This window comes from Streptomyces fuscichromogenes (assembly GCF_014645815.1).
Classification (GTDB): domain Bacteria; phylum Actinomycetota; class Actinomycetes; order Streptomycetales; family Streptomycetaceae; genus Streptomyces; species Streptomyces fuscichromogenes.
In genome coordinates this window covers 43,104-68,713 of the sequence record NZ_BMML01000030.1, presented here as the reverse complement: position 1 = coordinate 68,713, position 25,610 = coordinate 43,104, and the positions used below count along the sequence as shown (strand labels likewise).

Annotated in this window: 22 protein-coding genes and 1 pseudogene; 10 read left to right on the top strand and 13 right to left on the bottom strand. The window is 69.0% G+C overall.

Annotated features, from left to right (window positions below; all coding sequences use genetic code 11):
- Window positions 1-30 precede the first annotated feature (30 nt).
- Entirely contained in the window at window positions 31-1,551 is a 1,521-nt protein-coding gene (locus IEZ11_RS42380) for an MFS transporter (protein ID WP_189268404.1), read from the bottom strand.
- A 104-nt stretch (window positions 1,552-1,655) separates the two neighbouring features.
- Here IEZ11_RS42380 and IEZ11_RS42375 point away from each other — a divergent pair, with 104 nt between their 5' ends.
- Both IEZ11_RS42375 and IEZ11_RS42370 read left to right on the top strand, forming a co-directional pair.
- The gene (locus tag IEZ11_RS42375) at window positions 1,656-2,126 is read left to right on the top strand and encodes a MarR family winged helix-turn-helix transcriptional regulator (protein WP_189268403.1); all 471 of its coding nucleotides are present in this window, start codon (window positions 1,656-1,658) and stop codon (window positions 2,124-2,126) included.
- Window positions 2,127-2,156: 30 nt separating this feature from the next.
- The gene (locus IEZ11_RS42370) at window positions 2,157-2,804 is read left to right on the top strand and encodes a hypothetical protein (RefSeq protein ID WP_189268402.1); all 648 of its coding nucleotides are present in this window, start codon (window positions 2,157-2,159) and stop codon (window positions 2,802-2,804) included.
- A 45-nt stretch (window positions 2,805-2,849) separates the two neighbouring features.
- Here IEZ11_RS42370 and IEZ11_RS42365 read toward each other — a convergent pair whose 3' ends face one another.
- The 9 genes from IEZ11_RS42365 to IEZ11_RS42325 form a co-directional block, all read right to left on the bottom strand.
- Window positions 2,850-3,695 (bottom strand): amidohydrolase family protein, encoded by an 846-nt coding sequence (locus tag IEZ11_RS42365; RefSeq protein WP_189268401.1) that lies wholly within the window; start codon window positions 3,693-3,695, stop codon window positions 2,850-2,852.
- Window positions 3,692-4,690 (bottom strand): aldo/keto reductase, encoded by a 999-nt coding sequence (locus IEZ11_RS42360; protein ID WP_189268400.1) that lies wholly within the window; start codon window positions 4,688-4,690, stop codon window positions 3,692-3,694. The genes IEZ11_RS42365 and IEZ11_RS42360 overlap by 4 nt, the downstream gene beginning before the upstream one ends.
- Window positions 4,691-4,812: 122 nt before the next feature.
- Complete coding sequence (locus IEZ11_RS42355; RefSeq protein ID WP_189268399.1) at window positions 4,813-5,568, bottom strand: SDR family NAD(P)-dependent oxidoreductase; 756 nt, start codon at window positions 5,566-5,568, stop codon at window positions 4,813-4,815.
- Window positions 5,565-6,440 (bottom strand): fumarylacetoacetate hydrolase family protein, encoded by an 876-nt coding sequence (locus tag IEZ11_RS42350; protein WP_189268398.1) that lies wholly within the window; start codon window positions 6,438-6,440, stop codon window positions 5,565-5,567. Before IEZ11_RS42350 ends, IEZ11_RS42355 begins: the two co-directional genes overlap by 4 nt.
- 91 nt (window positions 6,441-6,531) lie before the next feature.
- Complete coding sequence (locus IEZ11_RS42345) at window positions 6,532-6,864, bottom strand: L-rhamnose mutarotase (RefSeq protein WP_189268397.1); 333 nt, start codon at window positions 6,862-6,864, stop codon at window positions 6,532-6,534.
- Between the two features lie 4 nt (window positions 6,865-6,868).
- Window positions 6,869-7,753 carry a carbohydrate ABC transporter permease gene (locus IEZ11_RS42340; RefSeq protein WP_189268441.1) on the bottom strand — a complete coding sequence of 295 codons (885 nt, stop codon included), beginning with the start codon at window positions 7,751-7,753 and terminating at the stop codon, window positions 6,869-6,871.
- Window positions 7,754-7,833: 80 nt separating this feature from the next.
- On the bottom strand, window positions 7,834-8,751 hold the full coding sequence (locus IEZ11_RS42335; RefSeq protein ID WP_189268396.1) for a carbohydrate ABC transporter permease: 918 nt from the start codon (window positions 8,749-8,751) through the stop codon (window positions 7,834-7,836).
- A 12-nt stretch (window positions 8,752-8,763) separates the two neighbouring features.
- Window positions 8,764-10,128 (bottom strand): ABC transporter substrate-binding protein, encoded by a 1,365-nt coding sequence (locus IEZ11_RS42330; RefSeq protein WP_189268395.1) that lies wholly within the window; start codon window positions 10,126-10,128, stop codon window positions 8,764-8,766.
- A gap of 144 nt (window positions 10,129-10,272) precedes the next feature.
- A complete protein-coding gene (locus IEZ11_RS42325) occupies window positions 10,273-11,388 on the bottom strand; it encodes an enolase C-terminal domain-like protein (protein ID WP_189268394.1) in 1,116 nt (371 codons plus the stop codon).
- A 165-nt stretch (window positions 11,389-11,553) separates the two neighbouring features.
- Between IEZ11_RS42325 and IEZ11_RS42320 the strand changes: the two genes are divergently transcribed.
- Window positions 11,554-12,279: a FadR/GntR family transcriptional regulator gene (locus IEZ11_RS42320; RefSeq protein WP_189268393.1), complete on the top strand. Its 726-nt coding sequence runs from the start codon at window positions 11,554-11,556 to the stop codon at window positions 12,277-12,279.
- Between the two features lie 227 nt (window positions 12,280-12,506).
- Window positions 12,507-15,662 (top strand): DUF1349 domain-containing protein, encoded by a 3,156-nt coding sequence (locus IEZ11_RS42315; protein WP_189268392.1) that lies wholly within the window; start codon window positions 12,507-12,509, stop codon window positions 15,660-15,662.
- A gap of 144 nt (window positions 15,663-15,806) precedes the next feature.
- Here the strand turns inward: IEZ11_RS42315 and IEZ11_RS42310 are convergent, their stop codons facing one another.
- A complete protein-coding gene (locus IEZ11_RS42310; RefSeq protein ID WP_189268391.1) occupies window positions 15,807-16,493 on the bottom strand; it encodes a GntR family transcriptional regulator in 687 nt (228 codons plus the stop codon).
- A gap of 142 nt (window positions 16,494-16,635) precedes the next feature.
- On the opposite strand from IEZ11_RS42310, the gene IEZ11_RS42305 reads away from it, so the two are divergent.
- Genes IEZ11_RS42305 through IEZ11_RS42295 form a run of 3 tightly spaced genes read left to right on the top strand, consistent with a single transcriptional unit; the run spans window position 16,636 to window position 19,510 of the window.
- The gene (locus IEZ11_RS42305) at window positions 16,636-17,415 is read left to right on the top strand and encodes a (Fe-S)-binding protein (RefSeq protein ID WP_189268390.1); all 780 of its coding nucleotides are present in this window, start codon (window positions 16,636-16,638) and stop codon (window positions 17,413-17,415) included.
- Complete coding sequence (locus IEZ11_RS42300; RefSeq protein ID WP_189268389.1) at window positions 17,412-18,848, top strand: LutB/LldF family L-lactate oxidation iron-sulfur protein; 1,437 nt, start codon at window positions 17,412-17,414, stop codon at window positions 18,846-18,848. The genes IEZ11_RS42305 and IEZ11_RS42300 overlap by 4 nt, the downstream gene beginning before the upstream one ends.
- Window positions 18,845-19,510 (top strand): LutC/YkgG family protein, encoded by a 666-nt coding sequence (locus tag IEZ11_RS42295; RefSeq protein WP_189268388.1) that lies wholly within the window; start codon window positions 18,845-18,847, stop codon window positions 19,508-19,510. Before IEZ11_RS42300 ends, IEZ11_RS42295 begins: the two co-directional genes overlap by 4 nt.
- 90 nt (window positions 19,511-19,600) lie before the next feature.
- Here the strand turns inward: IEZ11_RS42295 and IEZ11_RS51460 are convergent.
- A pseudogene (locus IEZ11_RS51460) lies at window positions 19,601-19,687 on the bottom strand (GntR family transcriptional regulator); the annotation flags it as partial.
- A gap of 272 nt (window positions 19,688-19,959) precedes the next feature.
- Between IEZ11_RS51460 and IEZ11_RS42290 the strand changes: the two are divergent.
- The gene (locus IEZ11_RS42290) at window positions 19,960-21,885 is read left to right on the top strand and encodes an alpha-L-fucosidase (protein ID WP_189268387.1); all 1,926 of its coding nucleotides are present in this window, start codon (window positions 19,960-19,962) and stop codon (window positions 21,883-21,885) included.
- A 94-nt stretch (window positions 21,886-21,979) separates the two neighbouring features.
- Here the strand turns inward: IEZ11_RS42290 and IEZ11_RS42285 are convergent, their stop codons facing one another.
- Window positions 21,980-23,176, bottom strand: a complete 1,197-nt coding sequence (locus tag IEZ11_RS42285) for an ROK family transcriptional regulator (RefSeq protein ID WP_229713694.1) — start codon at window positions 23,174-23,176, stop codon at window positions 21,980-21,982.
- A 396-nt stretch (window positions 23,177-23,572) separates the two neighbouring features.
- On the opposite strand from IEZ11_RS42285, the gene IEZ11_RS42280 reads away from it, so the two are divergent.
- Together IEZ11_RS42280 and IEZ11_RS42275 are read left to right on the top strand one after the other, a co-directional pair.
- A complete protein-coding gene (locus IEZ11_RS42280) occupies window positions 23,573-24,700 on the top strand; it encodes a Gfo/Idh/MocA family protein (protein ID WP_189268385.1) in 1,128 nt (375 codons plus the stop codon).
- Window positions 24,697-25,590, top strand: coding sequence for a sugar phosphate isomerase/epimerase family protein (locus IEZ11_RS42275; protein WP_189268384.1), 894 nt, complete (start codon window positions 24,697-24,699; stop codon window positions 25,588-25,590). The genes IEZ11_RS42280 and IEZ11_RS42275 overlap by 4 nt, the downstream gene beginning before the upstream one ends.
- Window positions 25,591-25,610 lie beyond the last annotated feature (20 nt).

The window sequence follows — 25,610 nt, the reverse complement described above, 5'->3', positions numbered from 1 at the left end:
TGCCGGGGGAGTTCTGTGGTGCTCGGGCGGTCAGAGGACGACCGGGGCCTCGCCGCTGCGGATCTCCTCGGGGATTCCGTTGCGGAAGAGAAGCGCGCTGAGCAGCGCGCCGCCGGCGAAGATGCCGGCCGCGACGGCGTAGGCCACCGAGTAGCCGTGCAGGGCCGCGTTCTGGAGTGCCGCGGCGCCGGTGCCGTGCGAGGCGATGTAGTTGCCGGCGGCGGACGCGCTGAGCGTGCTCAGCAGCGCGATGCCGATCGAGCCGCCGACCTGCTGCGTGGTGTTCACCAGCGCTCCGGCGACGCCGTGGTCGCTCTCCTGCACGCCGCTGGTTCCCAGGTTGGTGGCTGTCGGGAAGATCATGCCCACGCCGACGCCGAGCAGTACCAGCGCAGGCAGGATGCTCTGCGCATAGCTGCTGTCGGCATCCAGCCGGGTGAGCCACAGCAGGTTCCCGGCGGCCAGCAGCATGCCCGCCGGGATGCTGACACGGGGGCCGACGAAGCGCGGGAGCACGCTCAGCGCGAGGACGGAGCCGGCGAGAGTGCCGCCGATCAGCGGCAGGAAGGCCAGCCCGGTCCGGACGGGGGTGTAGTGGAGCGTGACCTGCAAGTAGTAGGTGAGGAACAGGAACGCTGAGAACACTCCCGTGTTCACCAGCAGCAGCGCGAGCAGCGAGGCGGCACGGTTGCGGTCGGCGAAGATCCGCAGCGGCATCAGCGGTGCACCCGCCCGTGCCTGCCAGGCGAGGAACCCGGCCAGCAGGACCGCGCTCGCGGAGAGGCTCGACCAGGTGGCGGTGCCCGACCAACCGACGACCTCGGCACGACTGAAACCGAACACGAGCGCGAACAGGCCGCTGGTGACCATCAGCGTGCCCAGCACGTCGATCCGTGCCCGTGCCGCCGGCCGGTCGGGCCTGACGGTCAGCAGCGTGCCCACGACCGCGACCACCGACAGTACGAGGTTGACGTACATCGTCCAGCGCCAGTTCAGGTGTTCGGTCAGCAGGCCGCCGACGAGCAGGCCCACGGCGGCTCCCAGCCCTGCGACCGTCCCGAAGACGCTGAAGGCGCGTGCGCGCTCGGCCGCGCGGGTGAAGGTCGCCTGGACGGTGCCCAGGGCCGCCGGTGCCAGCAGTGCGCCGCCGACGCCCTGCACTGCGCGGGCCGCTGCGAGTACGCCGAAGTTGCCGGCCGCCCCGCCGAGCGCGGACCCGATCCCGAACACGGCGAGGCCGACCAGCAGGGTCCGGCGCCGCCCGAGCGTGTCGGCGATGCGTCCGCCGATCAGCAGGAGGCTGCCGAACGTCAACGCGTAGGCGGTGATGGCCCACTGGCGCGAGGAGTCGGAGAAGCCCAGCGCCCGCTGGGCCTCGGGCAGTGCGACGTTCACCACCGTGACGTCCAGTGCGATGACCAGCTGCGCCAGTGACATCACCGCCAGGACCCACCAGCGACGCCGGTCGGATATGGACTGCGTGCTCGCCGCGGACGACGCGGACTTCCCCCCGGTGGCGCCGGTCGGCGCCGTCTCGGCATGCCTGGCCATCACTGGCTCCAATCAATGAGTTCCTCAATGAAGTTGTCCAACATAAGCATGAGTGATTCAATGAAGTCAAGAAGGTGTTTGGGTGCGGACGGGAGGACCCCACGATGCGATCAGAAGTCGACCAAGAGGCCGAACGAGTGAGCCTGTTGCGGTTGGTGGTCTCCGCCTCGGACCTGGTCCGGCGGCAGACGGAACTCACGCTCCGGGGGACCGAGCTCACCGAACCCATGATCACGATGCTGTGGGTCCTCCAGCCGAGCACGGACATGTCCATGCGCGAACTGGCGGCCAAGCTGAACTACGACCCGTCGAACGTCTCCCTGCTCGCTGACCGACTGGTCACGATGGGCCTGGTGCAGCGCCTGCCCCACCCCACTGACGGCCGCCGGCGCGTCCTGCGGCTCACCGAGCGAGGCGACGCGCTCTACCACGAGATACTCGCCCAGCTCTTCGAACGGTCGCCGATCTTCAAACTCTCCCCCGAGGAGCAGCAGCAGCTCAGAGATCTGCTCACCAAGATCCGGTCGTTCGAGTCGGCCGCGGACGACCACATCAGACGGGTGCTCGACAGCTGAGGTCGCCCCCGCGGCCACGCCCACGAGACGGTGCGCGACTACCGCGACGGCCAGCTCGACGGCAAGGGGGCGGAGGCCGAACCGGGCGCCCCGGTCACCGCGCAGACCGTCGAGGAGGGTTCCTGCGGCGAGACGGTGATGGCGATCGGTCTCACGCCCCGTGCCCGGGACGCCCCGGGCAGGGATCGTCCGAGCGTGGTGAGCTGTCCGGTCGTGCTGCGTGACTGGCTGTCCGCCGGGGAACGGGTGGCCCTTATGGGAGCGGGCGGCATCGGCCTGCACGCGGGAGTCCGGCGGGGTGCCTGCCAGGGGAGAGTGCGAAATCGCGGCCGCCCCGGGCCGGCTCGCAACCTGATCCGCGAGGTCTCCGACGCGAGCGACACCAGACCGCAGCGGTGCCGGGCCCGCGTCCAGCAGGAGGGCGGACGCAGCCTTACGCCGGTGGCCCAGCTGCGCGAGAGCTGGGCCACCGGCACGCCGGGAACGGCAAGGACGAGTCGGGCGGAGATCTCCCCGGCGATGCGCCGACTTGGGCTCATCAGGTTTCTTCGGGCCGACGGTTCGGCCGGACGGGACGAGGGACCAGGGCGGGTGAAGCCGCGGACGAAGTCGCTCGACTTCCTGATCTCGTCTGCCTGTCTCCCACTCGGCACTGCGCTCTCTCAAGGCCGGAGCTGACGTGTTGAAGATCGTGTCGAGTCGTCTCGTCCGTGACGGGCTGGTTCAGATTCGGTAGACGCGTGTGGCCGTCGCGGCGAAGAGAGCGGTGCGCTCATCGGCGGAGAGGCCGCCGGCGAGGGTCCGGGCACTGGAGAGGACGACGTCGTAGTCGGCGGCGAGCGTGCAGACCGGCCAGTCGGAGCCGAACATCAGCCGGTCGACGCCGAAGGCCTCCAGGGCGATGTCCATGAACGGTTGCAGGTCGTGGGGTGTCCAGCTGCTCCAGTCGGCCTCCGTGACCAGTCCCGAGAGCTTGGCGACGACATTGGGCAACCGGGCCAGTTCCCGCAGGTGCCGGGCCCACGGGTCGACCTGGCCGGTGGCGACGGGGGGTTTGGCCAGGTGGTCGAGGACGAAGACGAGGCCCGGAAGCGCGGCGGCGGCCCGGATCGCGGCGGGCAGTTGCCACGGGGTGATGACCAGGTCGTACACCAGGCCCGCATCCTGGACCGTCCGCAGCCCGTGCTGCACGGCGGGGCGCAGGAGCCAGTCGGGGTCGGGCTCGGACTGGACCTGGTGCCGGATACCGACGAGATGTGTGCCTCCGTGACCCTCTTTGAGCGCATGGAGTCGGTCTGCGACGTCGGCAGCGGTCAGGTCCGTCCAGCCGACGACGCCCGCGACGAGGTCGCTGCCCGCGCACAGGGTCAGGAGTTCGGGGGTCTCCTCGGCGACGGTGACGGTCTGCACCACCACGGTCCTGGTCACACCTGCGGCACGGGCCTGCGGCTGGAAGTCGGAGAGCAGGAACGAGCGGCGGAGCGGCCGCAGGGCCTCCTCCCTGGTCCAGTCCTGGTCACGGACGGCCAGGTCCCAGAGGTGGTGGTGGGCGTCGACGATCTGTGTCATGTCGCGGCTCCCGTGTCCGTGGGCAGCGGGGCGTCCCAGGGGAGGAGCCCGCTCAGGCGCAGGGTGTTCCAGAGCTCGGCGGGGACGGGGCGCTGGATCATGCGGGCCGCGTCCTCGGCCTCTTCCGCGGTGCGGGCGCCGACCAGGACGCCGGCGACGGCGGGATGGCCGAGCGGAAACCGCAGGGCAGCCGCTCGCAGCGGGGTGCCGTGCTGCTCGCAGACCGCTTTGAGGGCGAGGGCACGATCGAGGACGGCCGGGTCGGCAGGTCGGTAGTCGAAGGTCGCCGCCGGGCGCGGGTCGGCGAGGAGCCCGGAGTTGAAGACGCCGCCGACGATGACGGAGACGCCTCGGTCGGTTGCCTGGGGGAGCACCGTGCTCAGGCCTGTCTGGTCGAGCAGGCTGTAGCGGCCGGCCAGGAGCACGACGTCCACGTCGGTGTCGCGAATGAAGCGCTCCAGCATCCCGGTCTGGTTCATGCCGGCGCCGATCGCTCCCACGATGCCCTCGGCGCGCATCCGCTCCAGCTCCGGATACGCGCTGCCGAACGCCTCGTCCTCGTGGTCGTCGGGGTCGTGGAGGTAGACGATGTCCACGCGGTCCAGGCCGAGGCGGGTGAGGCTCTCCTCCAGACTGGCGCGCACGCCGCGGGCGCTGAAGTCCCAGACGCGGCGGTGCGTGGCGGGGACGGCGAATCCGTTGGCACTGTCGTCGCCCGCTGGTGAGGCGGGACGCAACAGCCGTCCGACCTTGGTGGAGAGGGTGAACTCCTCGCGGGGTTTGGCGCGCAGGACCTCGCCGAGACGGCGTTCCGAGAGGCCGAGACCGTAGTGCGGTGCGGTGTCGAAGGTGCGAATGCCGTTGTCCCAGGCCGCTTCGACCGCCGCCGAGGCCTCCTTGTCGCCGACCGCGGTGAACAGGTTGCCGATCGCCGCCGCCCCGAAGGCCAGCTCTGTGACGCTCACGGTGCTGCGTCCTAGCGTCGTCGTGCGCATGAGTGGGGGGTGCCTCTCTTGGGTGGGGCCCGACCGGGCCGACGGGGGGCGAGTCTTCGGCCTCGCAGGCTCGGACGGTGCTCGCCCTGGTCGGGGCTGGGCAGTCTGGTGCGGGGGTGGGGTCAGCTTGCGACGGGGCGCAGCCGCAGGCCCGCCATCCCGCCGTCGACGGCCAGGGCCGTGCCGGTGGTGGAGCCCGCGAGCGGGCTGGCGAGATAGACGATGGCTGCCGCGACCTCCTCGGGGGAGACGAGCCTGCCGTGCGGTTGACGGGCGTTGAGGGCGGCGCGCTCGGCTGCGGGTTCGGCTGCGGCGTCGAGCAGACGGGAGACCCAAGGGGTGTCCACGGTGCCGGGGTTGACGCAGTTGACGCGGATGCCTTCGCGGATGTGGTCGGCGGCCATGGCCAGAGTGAGGGAGAGCACAGCCCCCTTGCTCGCGGAGTACAGGGCGCGCTGGGGCAGTCCTGCCGTGGCGGCGATGGAGCACACGTTGACGACGGCGGCGTGGCGGGAGGCGCGCAGGTGTGGCAGGGCGGCCCGGGTGGTACGGACGATGCCCAGGACGTTGACGTCCAGGACCGCGTGCCACAGCGCGTCGGGGTTGTCCTCCACGGTGCCGACGGCTCCCCTGCCGGCGTTGTTGACCAGGATGTCCAGGCCGCCCATGGTGGTGACGGCCGCCTGGATCGCACCGCGGACGGAGTCGTCGTCGCCGACGTCGGCCCGGCAGCCGTGCATCGGTTCGGTGATTCCCCGGGGGTCGAGGTCCAGGACGCAGACCTCGGCTCCGCGGTCGGCGAGGAGACGAGCGGTGGCGGCGCCGATACCCGAAGCACCGCCGGTGACGACGGCCCGCAGGCCCTTCAGCTCGCTCATGCCGTCGCCTCCCTTGCCGCGGTGAAGGTCTGACGCTGGCTGCCCAGGCCGTCGATCTCCAGCTCGACGACCTGGCCCGGTCGCAGATACGGGGCATCGGGCAGCCCCAGTGCGACGCCCGCGGGTGTCCCGGTGTTGATCACGTCGCCGGGCTCCAGGACCATGTACTGGCTCAGATACCAGATCACGTGGGCCACGTCGAAGATCATCTGCTTGGTGTGGCCGTGCTGTCGCTGTACCCCGTCCACGCGCAGGCGCAGGCCCAGGGACTGCGGGTCCGGCACGTCGTCCGCCGGGACCAGGACCGGTCCCAGGGGGTTGAAGCCCTCGCAGGACTTGCCCAGGTCCCACTGCGACGAGTACTCCAGCTGGAACTCCCGCTCGGACACGTCGTTGCTGATCGCGTAGCCGGCCACGTACTCCAGCGCCGTGTCCGGCGAGGCCAGGTAGCGGGTGCGCCGGCCGATGACGACGGCGAGTTCGACCTCCCAGTCGGTCTTCGTCGAACCGCGCGGAATCGGCACCGTGTCGTAGGGACCGACCACCGTACCGGGATCCTTCATGAACACCACCGGCCGTGCGGGGATGGCGGCACCCGTCTCCTCGGCGTGGTCGCGGTAGTTCAGCCCGATGCACACCACCTTTCCCGGGCGGGCCACCGGCGCCCCGACGCGCACACCGGAGACCGGCAGTTCCCGGAGGCCCCGGTCAAGGGCGTCGCGTACCAGACGCAGCCCACCGGCCTCCCAGAAGCCCCGGTCGATGTCGCGGGTCACCGGAGACAGGTCGAGCACCCGCTCCCTGCCGTCGACGTCGGCTGTCAGGACGGCCGGGACCTCGTGTCCGGCGTCTCCGTACCTCATCAGCTTCATGGGGAAGTTTTCTCTTTCAGGGATTGCACCAACCGGCTCGGGCCGGTCGTCGGGTTGGGCCACGCGATGGCCCGGGTCGCTGCCGTGCCGGTCAGTCAAGATGGAAGACCTCTTCCGCCTCGGCCCAGCGTTCGCCTTCCGCAGCGCCGGCCAGGGGCAGCTGGCAGGGGTCGGTGAGGGTCCACCACCGCTGGGTGTCCGGGTCCGCGGCGATGGCGGCCATGTCCGAGGCGTAGTCCTCACCCGTGTACTCGTAGTACGCGAACAGGGTGTCGTCCCGGAGGAAGATCGAGTAGTTCGTGATGTGTGCTCGGCGCAGTGCCGCGAGCACGGGGGCCGGGACGGCACGGTGCAGTGCGAGATATTCCTCGGTCCTGTCCGGGCGCAGCCGGACGACGGAGCCGATGCGGAGGGGCGCTGCCATGCCGTCACTCCTTGGTCGCGCCGGCGAGCATGCCGGACACCAGGGCTCGTTGGGAGAAGAGGAAGACGATCAGGACCGGCACGATGGTGATGAGGGTGGCCAGGGCCAGTTCGGGCCGCAGGATCTGGTTGCCCGTGCCGCTGGAGGTGTTGAACAGCGGCGAGGCGGCGAGCAGGTTGTTCAGCCCTACCTGGGCCGGGTACTTGGAGCTGTCGGGCAGCATCACGAACGGCAGGAAGAAGTTGTTCCAGTTGCCGACGAAGTTGAAGAAGCCGACGAGGGCGATCACCGGCTTGGCCAGCGGCATCGCGACGAGACGGAAGACCTGCCACTCCGAGCAGCCGTCGATCCGCGCGGCGGCCAGCAGGTCGGCGGGGACGTTGGAGGAGAAGTAGATGTAGGTGAGGTACACCCCGAACGGGAAGAAGGAGAAGGGCAGGATCACCGACCAGATCGTGCCGTCCAGGTGTACGGCGTTGATCTCCAGGTAGAGGGGCAGCACCATCGCGGCCGTCGGCATGAGCATCACGAGCATGGTGATCGTGAGCAGCGTCCGTCGCCCGATGAACTGGGTGAGGGCCAGCGCGTACCCGGCGGGGATCGACGTCACGAGGGTGACGACCAGCGCACCGAACGTGTAGACCGCAGAGTTCTGCAGCCAGGTGAGGATGGCGCCGTCCTGAAAGGCGTAGAGGTGGTGCCAGGCGTCGGTGATCGAACCGAGGGACCCGAAGGAGAACGGGTTGTCCCGCACGATCTGGCTGTCGGTCTTGGTCGGGGCCAGGAGGAGCCAGACCACCGGCACGCAGAAGAAGAGCAGGAACAGGCCCATCACGATCAGCCAGGCCAGCCGGGCGGCCAGCGAGCTGGGGCGGTGGATCCGGCGCATGGGTTTCCTCGGGCTGGTACGGGCGCCGGCGGTGTGGGGCGGCTGGGTGCGGCGGACGGTGGTCGGGGGAGCTGTGGTCATCATTCGTCCCTGTCGAACAGGCCGGTACGGAAGACGACGAGCGCCGCACAGGCGAGGCCCAGGATGAGGAGGTCGACGGAGAGCGCCGCCGCGCCGTTGAAGTCGCCCGCCTGGAAGGCGTACTGGTAGGACAGCTGGTTGGGCGACCAGCTGTCGGGGATCATGCCCCAGCTGGCCACGGAGACGAGCTGAGGTTCGACGAAGAGCTGGGTACCGGCGGCGAAGGCCAGGATCAGCATGTACGCGATCCACTTGGTGACCATGGGGATCTGGATGCGCAGAGCGATCTGGAGGGTGCTGGCTCCGTCGATGCGGGCGGCCTCCAGGACCTCGTCCGGGATGTTGTTGAGCGCGCCGTACATGACCACGATCCAGCCCCCGGCCCCGGTCCAGAAGGCGATCACCGTGAAGAGCACCGGCAGGTGGCCGGGCGCGTTCACCTGGGCGAGCGTGTTCCAGCCGAAGTCCTTCAGCAGCCAGCCGACGGGGCTGGCCGCCGGGTCGAGCAGGATCAGCCAGAGCAGCACGCTCGCCACCCCGGCGAGGGCACCCGGCAGATAGAACAGGAACCGCAGCGTGGAGGAGGCTCTGCGCATACGGCCGTGCAGCATCAGGGAGAGCAGCACCACCAGGAACATCAGACTGGCCAGCCAGACCAGCAGGTACAGGCCGATGTGCAGGAAGGCCGGTGCGAAGCGGTAGTCGGCGAACGTGCGGGTGAAGTTGCCGATCCCGACGAGCTGGTTGCGGGAGTTGGACAGCGCCAGCCACACCGCGTAGCCGGTGGGCAGGACGCCGAAAGCGAGCAGGAGCAGGACGTAGCCGGAGACGAAGACGTAGCCGGCGCGTCCTGCCGGGTTGCGGGCGGAGCGGCCGCTTGGGCGGCCGCCGCGCTCGTTCGCGAGGTGGGTGGTCATCGGTCCGCTTCGCTAGTTGACGGTGTATCCGAGGGACTTGGCCTTGTCCGTGATGGCCGTCTGCCAGGTGCCCAGGGTGTCGGTGAGGGTCTTGCCGGAGTTCAGGGCCGGGATCACGGTGGAGGAGTAGATCGCCTCCTGGCTGTACTGGGTGGCGGACCAGCCGGGCCAGATGAGCTCCGCGGCCTGCTGGAAGACCGGGCTGACGTCCTTGGCGAAGTAGCCGGTCTTCTTCTGGTTGGCGAGCCAGGCGACGGCCGCCTCCTTGTATGCGGGGTAGGTGGCCGCGGTGGCCTGGTAGGAGTTGGAGGTTGTCATCCAGCTGACCAGGTCGGAAGCCGCCTTGAGGTTCTTGCTGTGGGAGGAGACGAACCACAGGCCACCGCCGACGTTGCCGGTGTAGTTCTTGGCGTCGCCTCCGAACTTCAACGGTGCGGCGGCGGCGATCCGGTTCTTGGGGATTTTGAAGGTGGAGTTGAACAGCACCTGCCCGTACCAGGAGGGGCCGGGGAGCATGAGGACCTTGCTCGCCTTGTTCTTGATGAAGCCGGCGCTGAAGACGGTGTCCTTGGAGACCGAGCCCTTGGCGATCAGGCCGTCGAGCAGCTTCGCCATCCGGGTGCACTTGGGGTCCTGCAGGTTCACGGTGACCTTCTTGGCACCGGTCGTGGTGCTGGCGGGGCACTGGCTGGCCCAGAAGTACACCTCGGGCGTCCACGCGTCCCCGGCGGTTCCGACCAGGTAGCCGGGGTGCTCCTTGGCGACCTTCGCGCCAAGGGCCTGGTACTGCTCCCAGGTGGTCGGGACGGAGTACCCGAACTTGTCCATGAGGGACTTGTTGTACCAGAGCACGTTCTGGGCCAGGTCGTTGCGCAGGCAGTAGGTTGCGCCGTTGAAGGTGCAGGGGTTCAGCGCGCCGTCGGCGAAGCCGCTCAGTGTGGACTCGGGGATCAGTCCCTTGTCGACGGGCGCCGCGTAGGGGGTCTTGCCCTGGGAGGCCCAGCTGCCGTCGTTGACGTTGGCGCTGAAGGCGACGTCGGGCCAGCCGCTCCCGGTGCGGTCGAACAGCTGGACCTTGGTCTGCAGATCGTTGGCGCCGTTCGCGTCCCCGCTGTACGTGACGATCTTCATCTTCACGTCCGGGTGCGCCTTCTGGTAGGCCTGCACGCCGGGGACCCGGGCGGCGTCCGCCCAGACGGTGATCTCGCTGCCGGCCTGCTGGGTGGCGGGCTTGAAGGCCGCGGGGGAGGAACTCGCCGCAGGAGTGGGGTCGGCGTTCCCGCACGCGGCGAGCGCGAGCAGGGAGACGGCGCCCAGGGCCGCGCCGGCTGCGCGTCTGACCTGGCGGCGGGAGGTGACGGGAACGTCGTTGTTCATGACTGACCTCATGTCTGCGTGTCAGTGGAGATGTCCACGGGATGTCGGCGGAGGCGCCGGATAGGAGAGGCGTGGAGGGATGTCGTACCGAAGGCGTGGAGGGAACGGGTACGGCGGAATCGGGAGCGGGGGACTCGTGGTCGATCAGGCCTTCGGCGGTGTAAAGGTCTCCTTGTCGACAAACCGCTGGAGGATGGGAGGGTAGTCCAGGCCCGCGGGCAGGGCCACGCCCGGCCCGGTGGGGGCGTGGACGAGTCCGTGGGCGTCGATGCCGCTCTCGCGGCTGATGGGATTGCCCATGACCAGGGACTCGTAGTACGTGGTGTTCGAGATGGCCATGCACAGGTGCCGGTTGGGGATCTCCGGCCCGTGCACCTCCGCGCGCAGCCGGTAGGCGTCCGCGAGGTGGGCGGTGCGCATGGCGCCGGTGAAGCCGCCGCGCAGCTGGGTGGAGGCGCGGACGCCGAAGGTGGCGGCGCCGGCCTGGATGAAGTCGGCGGAGTTCATGTGGGCCCCGTCGGAGGTCTCGGCGACCAGGAGGGGCACTGCCACCGCGTCGGCGAGGCGCTTGTACGCGGTGATGCTGAACTCCCGGATCGGCTCCTCGTACCAGAGGTAACCGGCGTCGGACAGGGCGTGCCCGAGGTGGATCGCGTCGGGGAGGTCGAATCCGGCGGACGCGTCGAACATCAGGGGGACGGCATCTCCCACGTGTTCCCGGAGGGCCACCGACAGCCGGGCGTCGCGGCGTGCGTCGCCCCACGCGTGGAGCTTGATGGCGGGGTACCCGAGTTCCAGGGCCTGGTCGGCGATGTCCAGGTACTCCTCCGTCGAGGAGTAGGTGACGGTGGAGGCGTAGGCGGGTATCGCGGTGCGGAAACCGCCCAGCACCTGCCAGGTCGGCCGGTCGGAAAGTCTGCCGGCCAGATCCCACAGCGCGATGTCGACGAGACCGAGCAGGTAGAGCGGCAGCTCCTCGGTGCGGTCCAGTTCCCACATGCGGTGCCAGAGCCATTCCCTCTGCAGTGGGTCCTGGCCCACGAGCTCCTTGCGCAGGAAGCGGTCCAGCAGGTCCGCGAGGATGACTGCGCTGCCCCGGCGGGGCGCCATCGCCACCCCCTCGTTCCCTTCGTCGGTGACGATGCGCAGCACTGCGGCCTCGCCGTCCGGCGGGCTGCCCAGCAGCCCGTCACGCCAGACGAACGGCGGACTGGCTCCTGGAACCCGGACCGGATAGCTCTCCACATCGACAATGCGCACGGTGTTGCCCCTTGCGACGGCAGCTGCTGCTGCGAAATTTTCGTGTAACGTAAGTCGTCATACGAATGCTGTCAAGGCTTCCGGCGCAGTAGACTCGGCCGTCGTCCACACCAGTAAGGGGGTCACATGGCGAAGAGCGGCAGAAGTGGCGTCGGGGATCCACCGATGCTCAAACCCTGGCCCAAGCGTCCTGCCCGGCTGGCTCACGCCGTCGTGGAGTCCCTCACCGACGCCATCGTGTCGGGCACCCTCCCGCCGGGCTCCGCTCTGCCGGTCGAACCCGAACTGTGCGAGACGTTCGGCGTCAGTCGCATCACCATCCGCGAGGCCGTCAAGTCGCTGGAGGGCAAGGGGCTGGTACGGGCCCGGCAGGGCTCGGGTACCACCGTCACTCAGTCCGAGGAGTGGAATCTTCTGGATCCCGTCGTCCTGGCCGCCACGGTCCGGCACGACGACGAACTCGTCGTACTCGACCAACTCGTCGGCGTGCGTTCGGCGTTGGAGGCCCAGATGGCGGCCCAGGCCGCCGAACTCGCCACCGACGACGACCTCCGGGCCGTACAGCGGCTGCTCGGCCAACTGGACGAGGAGATTGCCACTCCTGCCCGCTTCGTCGAGACCGACGTGTCCTTCCACGACCGGATCATGCAGGCGTCCCGGAACAGGCTGGGCCGCTCCATCATCCGGACCGTCCACACGCAGGCGCGCGGCACGTTCCTGTACACCGGCACTCCCGACGTTCACGCCTGTGAGCAGGCCAACGCCGAACACCGCCAGGTGGCCGAGCGGCTCCTGGCGCGCGATCCGCAAGGTGCCGCGGACGCCATGACGGCGCATATCGAGGCCGCGTGGCGCCGCCGCCGCGCACCGCAGCCAGGTGCTACCCCCTGAGCTGCACTCGACCTTCCGGGCGCACTCGACCTCAACCCGCCCCCGAGCCGTCAGGCCGGGGGCGGGTTCCTTTTCGGGCACGGACCTATTTCTGTCGCACATCTTGACGACATACGTATGACGACTAACGTTACGTCGCCGTATCACCTCCGAAATCACCGCCGGGCTGTCACCCCATGACCGGGGCGCCCCGCGTGTGACTCCCTTGCACAACCGGAAGGTGCCAGATGCGCCCAACCCGCCTCCGTCCCGCGCTGCGTGACCGGCTCAGACCATGTCTGGCCGCACTCGCGCTGCTCACCGCATCGGCCGGGGCCGTCCTCGCCCAGGCCATGCCCGCCTTCGCCGCCACCACGACGCTCTACGTGGCTCCGAACGGCACCGGTACCGCCTGCTCCGCCGGCCAGCCCTGCTCCCTCACCCAGGCCAAGACCAACGTCCGGGCCATCAACAACTCGATGACGAGCGACATCACCGTCGAGCTCGCCGACGGCACCTACCGGCTCTCCGCACCGCTGACCTTCACCTCGGCCGACTCCGGCACCGGTGGCTACACGGTGACCTGGAAAGCCGCGCTGGGCGCCCATCCCGTGATCACCGGTGCGCAGCAGGCCACCGGCTGGACCCTCCACGACTCCGCCAAGAACATCTGGCAGGCCAGTGTCGGCACCGGCTTCGACACCCGGCAGCTGTACGTCAACGGCATGCAGGCGACGAGGGCCCGCGCCTCGCTCAACCGCTCCGACCTGACCGCGACCACCAGCGGTTACACGTTCACCAGCAGCGCGCTGAGCTACCTCAACAGCCTCGCGAACCCGGGCCGGACCGAGATCCACGGCATCGGGTCCTTCACCGACCGCTACGCCCCGGTGTCCGGCATCAGCAACGGCACCATCACCATGAGCCAGCCGTCCTGGGACGACAACACCTTCGGCTACGACACCCTGACGAGCCCCTTCCGGGCGGGCCCGCTGTACATCGAGAACGCCTACGAACTCCTCGACACAGCCGGCGAGTGGTACCTCGACACGGGCACCGGGACCCTCTACTACAAGCCGCTCCCGGGGCAGGACATGAGCACCGCCGACGTCGAGGTGCCAGAGCTGCAGTCACTCCTCGACGTCGGGGGAAGCTATGGCTCTCCCGCCACCCACATCACCTTCTCCGGGCTGCAGTTCTCGGGCACCAGCTGGCTGCGGCCCGGCACCGACGGCTACGCCAGCCAGCAGACCGGCGCCTACCTCAGAGGCACCTGGGACCGCCCGTCGGACGCGTTGACCTCATGCCAGAGCGGCTGCCCGCTCTTCGAGGCGACCCGCCCCCACTGGGACCAGATGCCGGCGGCCGTGCAGGTCTCGGCCGCCGACCACATCACCTTCACCGGCAACCGGTTCACCCAGCTCGGGCAGGTCGGCCTCGGAATCGGCAACGACGCCAACGCGCACGCGACCGGCGTGGGACTCGGCGCCGACACCGTCACCGCCACCGGAAACGTCTTCACCCAGGACGCGGGCGGTGGCATCGTCGTCGGAGGGCTCCAGGCGGACGCGCACCACCCCAGCGACAGCCGGATGACCAACCAGAACATCACCGTGAGCAACAACCTCATCCACGACGTGGCACTGGACTATCGGGACATGTCGTCCATCCTGCTCACCTATGTGAACGGCGCCACCGTGTCGCACAACGAGGTGTACAACCTGCCCTACTCCGGCATGACCATCGGCTACGGCTGGGGCACCAACGACCCGGGTGGCAGTCAGGACTACGTCAACCGCGGCCTGTACAACTACCAACCGGTCTACACCACTGCGACCACGGCCGCGAACAACCACGTCACGGACAACTACATCCACGACATCATGCAGCAGATGAACGACGGCGGTTGCATGTACACCCTGTCGGCGTCGCCCGGCAGCACCTTCGAGCGCAACTACTGCCACACGAACAACAACTACATGGGCTTCTACCACGATGAAGGATCCCGGAACTTCACGGACACCAACAACGTCTTCCGGGACACCGGCCGCTGGGCCAACCAGAACGGCAGCTCCACCAACAACACCGGCGCCCTGACCCTCACGGACAACTGGACGAGCAACAACTCCACCAACATCACCAACGGCAGTCGCGGGAACGTCGTGAGCGGCACCGTCGTCGTCGCCGACGGCAACTGGCCGTCCGGCGCCCGGACAGTGATGGACAACGCCGGCATCCAGCCCCTCTACCGTCCCCTGACCACCGACCCGGTCACCGCCCCCTACAGTGCCTATTCCTCCACCCCTGCCTTCACCGGCCAGAGTGGCGGCCGCTTCACCATCACCGACGCGGGAGCCGACATCTGGGGCGCCGGCGGACAGCACGACGACGCCTACGGAACCGTCTACCTGCCGGGCGCCGCCGTCGACGGCACCTCGGTGACCACCCGGGTGGACAACGTGGACAGCTCCAACGGCTGGGCCAAGGCCGGTGTCGTCCTGCGCAACAGTCTCACCGGCAGCGGTTCCTCCCCGGGCTACGCCGTAGCGGTGGCGACCCCCGGCCACGGCGTCTGCTTCCAGTGGGACTCGACCGCCGACGGCTACCTCGACCAGATGACATGCACGGCCTCCACGGTCAAGGCGCCGGTCTGGGTACGACTCACCCGCACCGCCACCCAGGTGTCCGCCTTCTACTCCACCGACGGCGCCACCTTCACGCAGATCGGCTCGGCCGTCACGCTCCCGTCCATGGCCGCCACGCAGGACGCCGGCCTCATCCACACGGCCCACGGCACCACCGTCGGCAGCGCGGCCTTCAGCAACCTGCGGATCGTCACCACCCCCTTCAAGGCCTACAGTTCCGTCCCGGCCGCCGTGGGCCAGACGCAGGGGGTGACGTCCCTTACCAACGCGGGCATCGACACGTGGGCCGCGGGAACGACCCGCGACGACGACTACTCGTCGGCCTACCAGCCAGGCGCGGCGGGAACGTCGTCGACCGTGATCGTGCACGTCGACAGCCAGGACAAGACCAACGACTGGGGCAAGGCCGGCCTGATGCTGCGCAACGACATCACCGGCACCGCCTCGTCCACCGGTTATGTCGTCCTCGCCGCCACCCCCGGGAAGGGGGTCTCCCTGCAGTGGGACTCCGACAGTGACGGCTACCTCGACACCAACACCACCAAGACCGGAAGCGCCGCCATCGCCCCCGTCTGGCTCCGCCTGGTCCGCAGCGGCACCTCGGTCACCGGATCCTATTCGGCCAACGGCACCACCTGGACCACCGTCGGCACGGCAACGCTGACCGGAGCGAACAGCAGCGAGGACGCCGGCGTGTTCTTCACGGCCCACGGCGGAAGCCCCGGCACGGCGAACTTCAGTCAGTTCTCCGTGAACTGACGGGCCGACCGGAGCGATCGTCCTTGATCCAGCGAGCGGTCCCGCGTCGCGGTGCGGCATCACCGCGACGCGGGACACCGCCGTGTCTTCTACCCGTGCCCCGGGGACATGGGCGCTCCGCTCGTAGTACCCGCTCCGCGGCAGTCATCGCCGGCCGTGGCCTCCTGTGCCGGGCAGGCTCGGCCCGTTCGCCAGACCGATGCGCCGGGCCACGGCGGCGATGTGGCCGATCAGCGACTCGCGAGCGCTCGTGGGGTCACCGTCGGCCAGGGCGCGTGCCAGCGCGCTGTGTTCCTCGACGTCCTCCATGACGTGCGTGGGCCGCGTCGTCGAGGCGGCGCTGACGCGGATCTGCTGGTCCCACAGGGCCGCGTGGGAGGCGGCGAGGACCGCGTTGCCCCCGGCTCGCATCAGGCAGGCATGGAAATCGCGTGCGGTCTCCAGGGCCTGGCGGGATGAGGGGCCCCCGTCCGCGTCGGCTTCGCGGTTGGCCAGGGCCAGCAGCTCGGTGCCGGTGGCGCGGACGACGTCCGCAGGGCCGGCGGCCACGGAGTCCAGGGCGAACAGTTCCATCAGCAGGCGGGCCTGCAGCACTGCCAGGGCCTCACCGGGGGTGACCGGGACGACCATCGCACCGCGCTTGGGGTAGAGCCGCAGGAAACCCTGGGCCTCCAGGCGCAGAAAGGCCTCGCGAACGGGGGTGCGGGAAACGCCCAGCTCCGCAGCGACCACGCCTTCCGAGAGCAGTTCGCCACCGGAGAGGTCACCGTCGAGAAGGCGATCGCGCAGACGGGTGTAGACGAGGTCGGCGGCAGGCTGAGGCTTCGGCATACACCCATTCTGGCCTGCACGAGGACTCTCTGCATCCAAGCTTGTATCGCTGCTTGCATCTAAGTTTGCATCTATACTTGCATCTATCTTTGTATGCATGCTTTCATGAGTCGGCATTTCTCGCACACCGAAAGGCGAACCGGTGAACGTCGCCCTCTTCGTGACCTGCCTGAACGACGCGCTCTTTCCTCGTTCCGGCCAGGCCGCAGTCACGCTCCTCCGCCGTCTGGGAGTGGATGTGGACTTCCCGTCCGCGCAGAGCTGTTGCGGGCAGATGCACTGGAACACCGGCTACCGCTCCGAGACGCTCCGGCTTGCCCGGCGCTTCGTCGACGTCTTCGCCGACTACGAGGCGATCGTGATCCCGTCCGCGTCCTGCGGCGGAATGCCCGCCGAGGCCTACGCCACCGCCGCCGAGGCGGCCGGCGACATGGGCCTCGTCCGAGCGGTGCGCGAACTCGTGCCACGGGTCCACGAGTTGACGACGTATCTGACCGATGTGCTGGGTGCCGAGGACGTCGGCGCCTATTTCCCGCACCGGGTGACCTACCATCCGACCTGCCACAGCCTGCGCGCCGCACCCGTCGGTCACCGGCCCTACCGGCTGCTGTGCGCGGTCGCGGGCATCGATCTCGCCGAACTGCCCGCACAGCAGGAGTGCTGCGGCTTCGGCGGCACCTTCTCGGTGAAGAACGCCGCCGTCTCCGGGGCGATGTGTGCCGACAAGGCCCGCCATGTGGTGGAGACCGGAGCAAGCGTGCTGGCCGCCGTGGACAACTCGTGCCTGATGAACATCGGGGGCCGGCTCGACCGGGACGGGCATCCGGTGCACACCATGCACCTCGTGGAGATCCTGGCCCGGACCTGGGAGGACGGTCCGGTGCCGGAACTCCCTCTGGCGGCGGGCGCGGTGGCCCGATGAGCCGCACCTTCGTCGGCTGGCCCGCCTTTCCCCGAGCTGCTGCCGCCGCCACCCAGGACATGCAACTGCGCTCCAACGTCACCCGCGCCACCGGGACCATACGCGGCAAGCGGGCGAAACTGGTCACCGAGCGGCCGGACTGGGAGGACCTGCGGGACTCGGCGGCGGCGCTCAAGGACGAGGTCCTGGCACACCTGGACCGCTACCTGCTCCAGGCCGAGGAACAGGTCACCGCCGCGGGCGGCACCGTGCACTGGGCGCGCGACGCGGCGGAGGCCAACCGGATCGTCACAGAGCTGGTGCGGGCCACCGGCGAACGGGAGATCGTCAAGGTCAAGTCGATGCTCACCGAGGAGATCGGTCTCGACAACGCGCTGGAGGCAGCCGGGATCAGTGCCCGGGAGACCGATCTCGCCGCCGCCATCGTGCAGCTGGGGGACGACCTGCCCTCGCATGTGGTGGTGCCCGCGCTGCACCGCAACCGCGGCGAGATACGGGACGTCTTCGTCCGGGAGATGGGCCGCCACGGTCGTCCGGCTCCGCAGGGGTTGACCGACGAACCCGCGCAACTCGCCGAGGCCGCACGGCTGCACCTGCGCGAGAAGTTCCTCAAGGCCAAGGTCGCCGTGAGCGGCGCCAACTTCCTGGTGGCCGAGACCGGGACGGTCGTGGTGGTCGAGTCGGAGGGCAACGGCCGCATGTGCCTCACCCTCGCCGACACGCTGATCTCGGTGGTGGGGCTGGAGAAGGCCGTCCCGACCTGGCGCGATCTGGAAGTCTTCCTGCAGTTGCTGGCTCGCAACGCCACGGGGGAACGGATGGCCCCCTACACGACCACCTTCACCGGGGTCACCCCCGGCGACGGGCCGCAGCGGTTCCATCTGGTGCTGGTCGACAACGGCCGGACCAGGGCGCTGGCCGACCGGGTCGGACGGCAGGCGCTGCGCTGTATCCGCTGCGGCGCGTGCATGAACATCTGTCCCGTCTACGAGCGCACCGGCGGCCACGCCTACGGCTCGGTCTACCCAGGACCCATCGGGGCGATCCTCAACCCGCTTCTCAAGGGACCGGACGACCCTCAGACCGCCTCGCTGCCCTACGCCTCTTCGCTCTGCGGAGCCTGCAACGAGGTCTGTCCGGTGCGGATCCGCTTCACGGACGTGCTGCTGAAACTGCGGCATGAGGTCGCCGAGGGCGACGCGAAGGTGAAACACCCGGTGGAGAAAGCGGCGTTGGACGCGGTCGGCGCCGTCATGGAGCACCCGGCAGCGTGGAACGCCGCCGTGCGCGCGGCGGGCAGGGTGGGTCCCCTGATGCCGAGGAAACGGTTGCCCGGCCCGCTGCGCGGCTGGACGGACACCCGCAACGTCCCCGAGATCCCCAAGGAGTCCTTCCGGACCTGGTGGAAGCGCACGGACGGGGGCACCAAGTGAGCACCGGCGCCCGCGAGGAGATCCTGGGCCGGATCCGGTCGGCGACGGCCGACCTGCCGACGCAGTCGCCCGAGGTGCCGCGCACCTATCTGAGGCACGCGCCCGACGTCGACCCGGCGGACCGCGAGACAGTGCTCGCGCTCTTCGCCGAGCGACTGGAGGAGTATGGCGCCACCGTGTACCGGGCGGGCCCGGCCGGTCTGGTGTCCACCCTGGCCGAGGTGCTGCCCGCCGGGCGTGTCATGGTGCCGACCGGGTTCCCGATCGCATGGCTGACGCAGTGGGCCGGGGAAGCGTTAACGGAGGAGACGACGCCGCTGTCCAGGCGACAACTGGACGGGCTGGACGCGGTGCTGACGACCTGTGCAGTCGCGATCGCGGAGTCGGGGACCGTTGTGCTGGACACCGGTCCCGGCCAGGGCCGACGCGCGGCCACCCTCCTTCCTGACCTGCACGTGTGCGTGGTACGTGCCGGCCAGGTGTTCTCGTCGATGCCGGAGGTGATCGGCTCGCTGGATCCGCTTCGACCTCTGACGTGGATCAGCGGGCCCTCTGCCACGGCGGACATCGAGATGATCCGGGTACCGGGCGTGCACGGTCCACGCCGACTGACGGTGGTGCTCCTGCTGGAGGAAGACCAGAGTCGCGACGCCGTGGGATGAGCAACGGCACCATGTCCCGCTGCCGCGCCGCCCGGGTGTCCACCAGGCCTCGCCAGATGCGGGCAACGCCGCGTCATGGGCGTTCACTCACGTCACGGCCAACGCGGTGGCGGCGGGTTCGAGCAGGCGTCGTACCTCCATGAGGTCCAGCACGGCACCCGGGTCCCCCTGAAGCAGCTATGGACACGCCGGACTGATCGGTTCATCCCATCATCCCTCAGAGGAGTGATTCAAGACATGGGATGTCTAGAGTGATGGAAACTTAGCAAATAGGACGAAATTCGACTCTGGCTCCAAATGGAAGCGCTCTTCATCCCAGCACGATGGTTGACATGGCCCGGTCGTATGCAAGAAGTTCATGCCTGACATCCAATGATGCTCGCGCTGTTGTCGTTCGACGGGCGGCCCAGCCCGCTCCGTGGGAACACCTCTGAATCCAGGAGTCAGACATGCCGTCAGGAAGCCCGTCCCGTCGTTCCGTCCTGGCCGCCGGCGGCGTCTCAGCCGCGGCCGCGGCGCTTCCCGTGCTCTCCGGTTCGCCGGCCGAGGCCGTCACCGGCACGACGACCGCGCTGAGAAGACTGGTGGACATGCGGTTCGGCATGTTCAACCACTTCAACATGGGGACGTTCACCGACGAGGAGTGGGCCGCGCCCGACCAGGACCCCGGCCTCTTCGCTCCGGGCACCGTCGACTGTGCACAGTGGGCCGCGGCCGCCAGGGCTGCCAGGATGAGCTACGGCGTGCTCACCACCAAGCATCACGACGGCTTCTGCCTCTGGCCGAGCAAGTACAACGACTACAACGTCGCCAACAGCGGGTACAGACAGGACATCGTCGCGCAGTACGTGAAGGCCTTCCGGGCGGAGGGGCTCCGCGTCGGCCTGTACTTCTCGATCTGGGACCGCTCGTACAGCGTTCAGGGGTACGACACCCGGCACGGGGTGGGAGCGGATCAGATCATCGTGCCCGGTGATCTGACGTACATCCTCGACCAGATCACCGAACTGCTCACGAACTACGGCGAGATCGACATGTTCGTCACGGACGGCTACGGATGGCAGATGGGGCAGCAGGCCATTTCGTACCAGCGGATCCGCGAGCATGTGAAGTCCCTCCAGCCCGACATCGTCATGATCGACCACGGTGGACTCTCGGTACCGTTCCTCGGCGACGCGATCTACTTCGAGGAGCCGTTGGGCATCACGGCGCCGGAGGGGAACACGCACGCCGCCGTACAGGGGCAGACGATCAGCAACGGATGGTTCTGGCATCCCTCGACACCGACCACCGACCCCGTCAGCAAGGCGTCGATCCTGTCCCATCTCGTCGATCTGGAGCCGAAGTACACCTCGTTCATCCTCAACTGCCCGCCCAACCGTGACGGCAGGTTGGACGACAACATCGTGCAGAGGCTGGCCGAGGTCGGAAAGGCCTGGCGGCCCGACACGTCCCGCCCGCCGCTTCCTGCCCAACTGCCGCGCGCGGAACACCCGGTGACGCCGGTCAGCGCCTACGCCACCGGCTTCCACGACGGTGAGGGCCCCATGAACGCGATCGACGGACTCAGTGACAGGAACTTCGAGACGTGCTGGTCGACGTGGAGCCTGAGCCTGCCCCACTCCGTCACCATCGATCTCGGCGGAGTCTGGAGCGATGTGTCCACGCTGGAATATCTGCCGAAGCAGTGGAACCGCAACAACTCCACGGACGGCGACATCATCTCGTACAAGATCAGCACCAGTGTCGACGGCACCCTTTTCGTGCCGGTGGGTGAGGGCATCTGGGGCGGCAGCCGGGCGCTGAAGGTCCTGGAATGGAGTCCTCGGGACGTGGGATACGTGCGGATACAGGTCGAGGAGGGCACTGGCGGCTACGCGAACGTGGGTGGTGTGCGGATCGGCGGCAGGAAGAAGAGGCCGGCACTGGTGTCGCGGGTGCTGCCGGGGGACTCGACGGTGTACCGGCTGGTGAACCGCGCCAGCGGTCAGGTGGCCGACGTTCTGGGAGGTGGCACCGCCAACGGCACCGACGTGCGCCAGCAGCCCTGGCGGAGCCAGGAGAACCAGAAGTGGACCTTCGCATCCACCGGCGACGGCTACTACAGGATCCAGGGCGTGGGCAGCGGCAAGGTGCTGGAAGTGGCCGGACTGTCGCGGGCGAACGGCGGCAACGTCCGCATCTGGTCCGACACCAGCGTCCCCCAGCAGCACTGGGCGGTGACGCCGACCGGCGACGGCTACTTCTGTCTCACCAACAGGCTCTCCGGGCTGGCCCTCAACGTCGACGGTGGATCGACGGCGGACGGGGCGGACATCAACCAGTGGACCTATACCCGGACGGAGCGGCAACAGTGGCTGATCGTGGCCGAGTGACCGGTGCCTGGCCTGCCCTGGGGCGGGCACTTCCTGGGCTTCCTTCCGATGCCTGTACCGCGCCGTGATCGACGGCTGTGTCCCCCCGACGGGATCACCTGATCGACGACCCGGCCAGCAGCTCCGCGATGCCCGCGGGGCTGAACACCTCCTGCGTGGCGAGCGCGATTCCGCCGTGCACGCCCGCGCTGCCCCTGAGACGGCTGGCGGTGATGGTCAGCTTCCGGGTGGCCAGCGGCAGGGCGCGCTGGTACACCGCGGCCCGTACGGCGGAGACCAGGTCGTCGCGGAGTTCGCTGAGCGGGCCGGCTAGCACGACCGTGCGCGGATTGAACATGTGGACCAGCATGGCCACGATCTCGCCGATCTCGGTGGCGGCCTGACGCACGGCGTGGAGTGCGGTCGGGTCGCTGTCGGCGATACGCCGGGCGAGCTCCCGCGCGCCGTGCAGCGGGTCCTCGTCGGTGGACTCCGGGATACCGAGGCTGCGCAGTACTGCCTTGTGGGAGGCCAACGCGCCGACACAGCCGACGTTGCCGCAGGCGCAGAGCGCGGTGCCCCCGCCGACCGCCCTGATGTGCCCGATGTCGCCGGCGGCGCCGTCGGCCCCGCGGTACACCTGCCCGCCTGCAGTGATCAGACCCGAGCCGATACCACTCGCGATCTTGATGCAGAGCAGCGGCGTTTCCATCGCCCCCTGCTCGGATTCGCCCAGGGCCATGAGATTGACGTCGTTGTCCACGATGACAGGGGCCTGAAAGCGCTCCCGCATGTACTCGGCCACGGGGTAGCCGTCCCAGCCCGGCATGCCGGTCGGCTGCACCGCGCAGCCCTGCTCGAAGTCGACGGGTCCCGGCAGGCCCACGACGACCTGCTGTACGCGGCCGGGATCACGGTGATGTTCCTCCAACAGCCTCCGCAGCCGTTCGGTCACTGCGTCCAGCACGGCTTGCGGACCCGCGCCGATCCAGACGTCCACGCTCTCCTGTGCGATCACCCGTCGGGTCAGGTCCGCTATGCCGATACGTGTGGTCGAGGTGTCGACGTCGGCGACGATCACGGTCCCCGCCTGCGGGCTGATGGTGAGCACGCGCGGAGGGCGGCCGCGGACCGAACTCCTCGACTCGACCTCATCGAGGATGCCGGTGCCGACGAGCTGATCGACCTGCTGACCCACCGTGGAGCGGGCCAGACCGCTGCGTCGGGCGATCTCCGCGCGGTTGGTCGCCGCTCCGGAGACGACGAGGTCCAGTACCCGCCGCAGAGCCTGAGGAACGGTAGTGGATCCCACTTCGGCCTCACTGTGACCGTCATCTTTATGCATTCACGTGAACTTAATGGGCCGCCATTGTGCTCGTCAATGATGAGATCCGCCTTCAGGATCTAGAGGATCAACCGGACAGCCCATCCTGATTTTTGACTGAATTTAGGCCCCTAAAAAAATTAAATATCCCCTCTTGTGTGCAGCACGCGAACTAAACGATGGTGATGCGCAACGCGGCGTTCAGGCCGCGGACAAGTACGGGACGTCGGGGTGCGGCGGCGAACCACTCGAACCGGGCGGCGGTCTTCGGCGCCGGAACGACCGGCGCTGTGTGCACCGCTGCGATCCGTGCTGCAGGCGGTCGCCGCGGCCTCTGATCACCGCCTGAGACTTCGTCAAACCATCGGGGATTGCGGGAGATTCATGGTTCAGCAAGCAGCACGGCATCGCATCGGGATCCTGGGGGCCGGCAACATCTTCGGCCGTTACATCGAGGGTCTGCGCACCTTTCCCGAGCTCGAAGTGGTGCGTGTGGCCGATGTCGACGAAGACCGTGCCCGGCGGGCCGCGGACGAGTACGGGATCCCTGCCTGGGGCGATGGCGACCAGCTCCTCGACGACGACTCCGTGGAGATCGTCGTCAACATCACCCCGCCGCAGTTCCACGCCAAGACCGTCATCGCCGCGCTGGAGGCCGGCAAGCACGTCTACGTCGAGAAGCCGCTCGCGGCGACGGTGGCCGAGGCCCGCGAGGTCCTCGGTGCCGCCGCGGGCACCACGGCGCTGCTGGGGTCGGCCCCTGACACTTTCCTCGGCAGCGCCGTGCAGACGGCCCGGCACGCGATCGACACCGGACTGATCGGCGAGCCCGTCGGTGCCACCGCGTTCGTGCGCTCCAGCCGCGCCGAGACCTGGCACCCCGACCCGCGCGCCTTCTACGGCCCCGGCGGGGGCCCCGTCCTCGACATGGGCCCCTACTATCTGGCCGCGCTCGTCAACTGCCTCGGCCCGGTCGCCCAGGTCGCGGCGGCCACCCGGGTCGGGGCGCCGGTCCGCACGGTCACCAGCCCCGAGCGGGTCGTGGACGAGGTCACGGTCCAGGTCGCCACCCACGCCTCGGCGACCCTGACCTTCGCCTCCGGCGTGATCACCACCACCCTGATGAGCTTCGACGTCTGGGACACCGAACTCCCGCGCATCGAGATCTACGGGACGGCGGGAACTCTGGCTCTGCCCAATCCCAACTTCTTCGACGGCGACGTACGCCTCAAACGGCACGACGACATCGACTGGCGGGTGCTCACGCCGGTCACCGAACTCTTCGGCGCGGTGAACAGCACCGAGCAGCACCGCCGAGGGCTGGGCGTGCGGGACCTGGCCCGCGCGATCGGCGGTGGGCCGCACCGCGCCAACGCGCAGTTCGCCTTCCACGTCCTGGACGTCCTTGCGAGCTTCGAGACCTCCCAGCAAGAGAACCGTTTCGTCACCCTGGCGAGCACCTGCGAACGTCCCGCCCCCCGCTCCGCCCACCGAGAGGACCTCACACCATGAAGATCAGGCAGGACCGTCTCGCCATCAACCCTCTGCAGTGGGTGGCGAGCGCGGACGGCTGGATCGACCCCAGCCTGGCCCCGACACTGCAGGAGCAGCTCGTGGTCATCCGTGACGCGGGCATCACAGCCCTGCACAGCGCCGTCCCCGGGGACATGCCCCCCAAGGACTACGTCGAAAGGCTGGCCGAGCACGGCATCAGCCCCGCACCCGGATACATCCCCGTCCGGCTCACCGAGGACGCCGCCGAGCGGCAGACCTTCCGGGACACGGCCGCTCGCGTCGCGGCACAGCACGCGGAACTCGGCGTGCCGACCGTCTTCCTCGCCATGGGGATGGCGAAGGACGCCGAGCGCGTGGCCCGCCCCGCCGTCGGCCACCTCGCCGAGCAGGGCCGCCTGGAACGCGTACGGGACCTGCTCGCCGAGATCGCCGGGATCATCCGCGCCGAAGGCATCACCCCGGCTTTCCACCCGCATGTGGGTACCTGGGCCGAGACCGAGCCGGAGACCCGCTTCATCCTGGACACCGTCGACGCGTCCCTGCTCGGCTTCGGACCGGACATGGGCCATCTGGCCTGGGCCGGCGCGGACCCCGCAAAGCTCGTGCGCGACTACGCGGACCGGGTGGCGAGCGTCCACATCAAGGACCTCGACCTGGGCCTTGCCGCACGGGCGCGGGAAGCGGGCTGGGACTACCGCAGGACGGTGCTGGCGGGACTGTGGTCGGAGCCGGGCCACGGAAATGCCGACATCGACGGCTTCGTCGCCGCCCTGCCGGACGACTTCGACGGCTGGCTGATCATCGAGGTCGACCGGGGCGCGCGGCCGACCCCGCAGGAGAGCGTACGGCTGTGCGGCGAGTGGGCCGCGGAGCAGGCCGGGTCATGAACGAGTTACGCGGGCCGTCG

Excerpts from the sequence above, each read along its gene's own strand:
- IEZ11_RS42275 (WP_189268384.1), top strand. The coding sequence starts at position 24,697 with ATGAAGATCAGGCAGGACCGTCTCGCCATCAACCCTCTGCAGTGGGTG.
- IEZ11_RS42315 (WP_189268392.1), top strand. The coding sequence starts at position 12,507 with ATGCGCCCAACCCGCCTCCGTCCCGCGCTGCGTGACCGGCTCAGACCA.
- IEZ11_RS42310 (WP_189268391.1), bottom strand. The coding sequence starts at position 16,493 with ATGCCGAAGCCTCAGCCTGCCGCCGACCTCGTCTACACCCGTCTGCGC.
- IEZ11_RS42360 (WP_189268400.1), bottom strand. The coding sequence starts at position 4,690 with ATGCGCACGACGACGCTAGGACGCAGCACCGTGAGCGTCACAGAGCTG.
- IEZ11_RS42340 (WP_189268441.1), bottom strand. The coding sequence starts at position 7,753 with ATGCGCCGGATCCACCGCCCCAGCTCGCTGGCCGCCCGGCTGGCCTGG.
- IEZ11_RS42375 (WP_189268403.1), top strand. The coding sequence starts at position 1,656 with ATGCGATCAGAAGTCGACCAAGAGGCCGAACGAGTGAGCCTGTTGCGG.
- IEZ11_RS42345 (WP_189268397.1), bottom strand. The coding sequence starts at position 6,864 with ATGGCAGCGCCCCTCCGCATCGGCTCCGTCGTCCGGCTGCGCCCGGAC.
- IEZ11_RS42330 (WP_189268395.1), bottom strand. The coding sequence starts at position 10,128 with ATGAACAACGACGTTCCCGTCACCTCCCGCCGCCAGGTCAGACGCGCA.
- IEZ11_RS42365 (WP_189268401.1), bottom strand. The coding sequence starts at position 3,695 with ATGACACAGATCGTCGACGCCCACCACCACCTCTGGGACCTGGCCGTC.
- IEZ11_RS42355 (WP_189268399.1), bottom strand. The coding sequence starts at position 5,568 with ATGAGCGAGCTGAAGGGCCTGCGGGCCGTCGTCACCGGCGGTGCTTCG.
- IEZ11_RS42290 (WP_189268387.1), top strand. The coding sequence starts at position 19,960 with ATGCCGTCAGGAAGCCCGTCCCGTCGTTCCGTCCTGGCCGCCGGCGGC.
- IEZ11_RS42350 (WP_189268398.1), bottom strand. The coding sequence starts at position 6,440 with ATGAAGCTGATGAGGTACGGAGACGCCGGACACGAGGTCCCGGCCGTC.
- IEZ11_RS42300 (WP_189268389.1), top strand. The coding sequence starts at position 17,412 with ATGAGCCGCACCTTCGTCGGCTGGCCCGCCTTTCCCCGAGCTGCTGCC.
- IEZ11_RS42320 (WP_189268393.1), top strand. The coding sequence starts at position 11,554 with ATGCTCAAACCCTGGCCCAAGCGTCCTGCCCGGCTGGCTCACGCCGTC.
- IEZ11_RS42280 (WP_189268385.1), top strand. The coding sequence starts at position 23,573 with ATGGTTCAGCAAGCAGCACGGCATCGCATCGGGATCCTGGGGGCCGGC.
- IEZ11_RS42380 (WP_189268404.1), bottom strand. The coding sequence starts at position 1,551 with ATGGCCAGGCATGCCGAGACGGCGCCGACCGGCGCCACCGGGGGGAAG.
- IEZ11_RS42335 (WP_189268396.1), bottom strand. The coding sequence starts at position 8,751 with ATGACCACCCACCTCGCGAACGAGCGCGGCGGCCGCCCAAGCGGCCGC.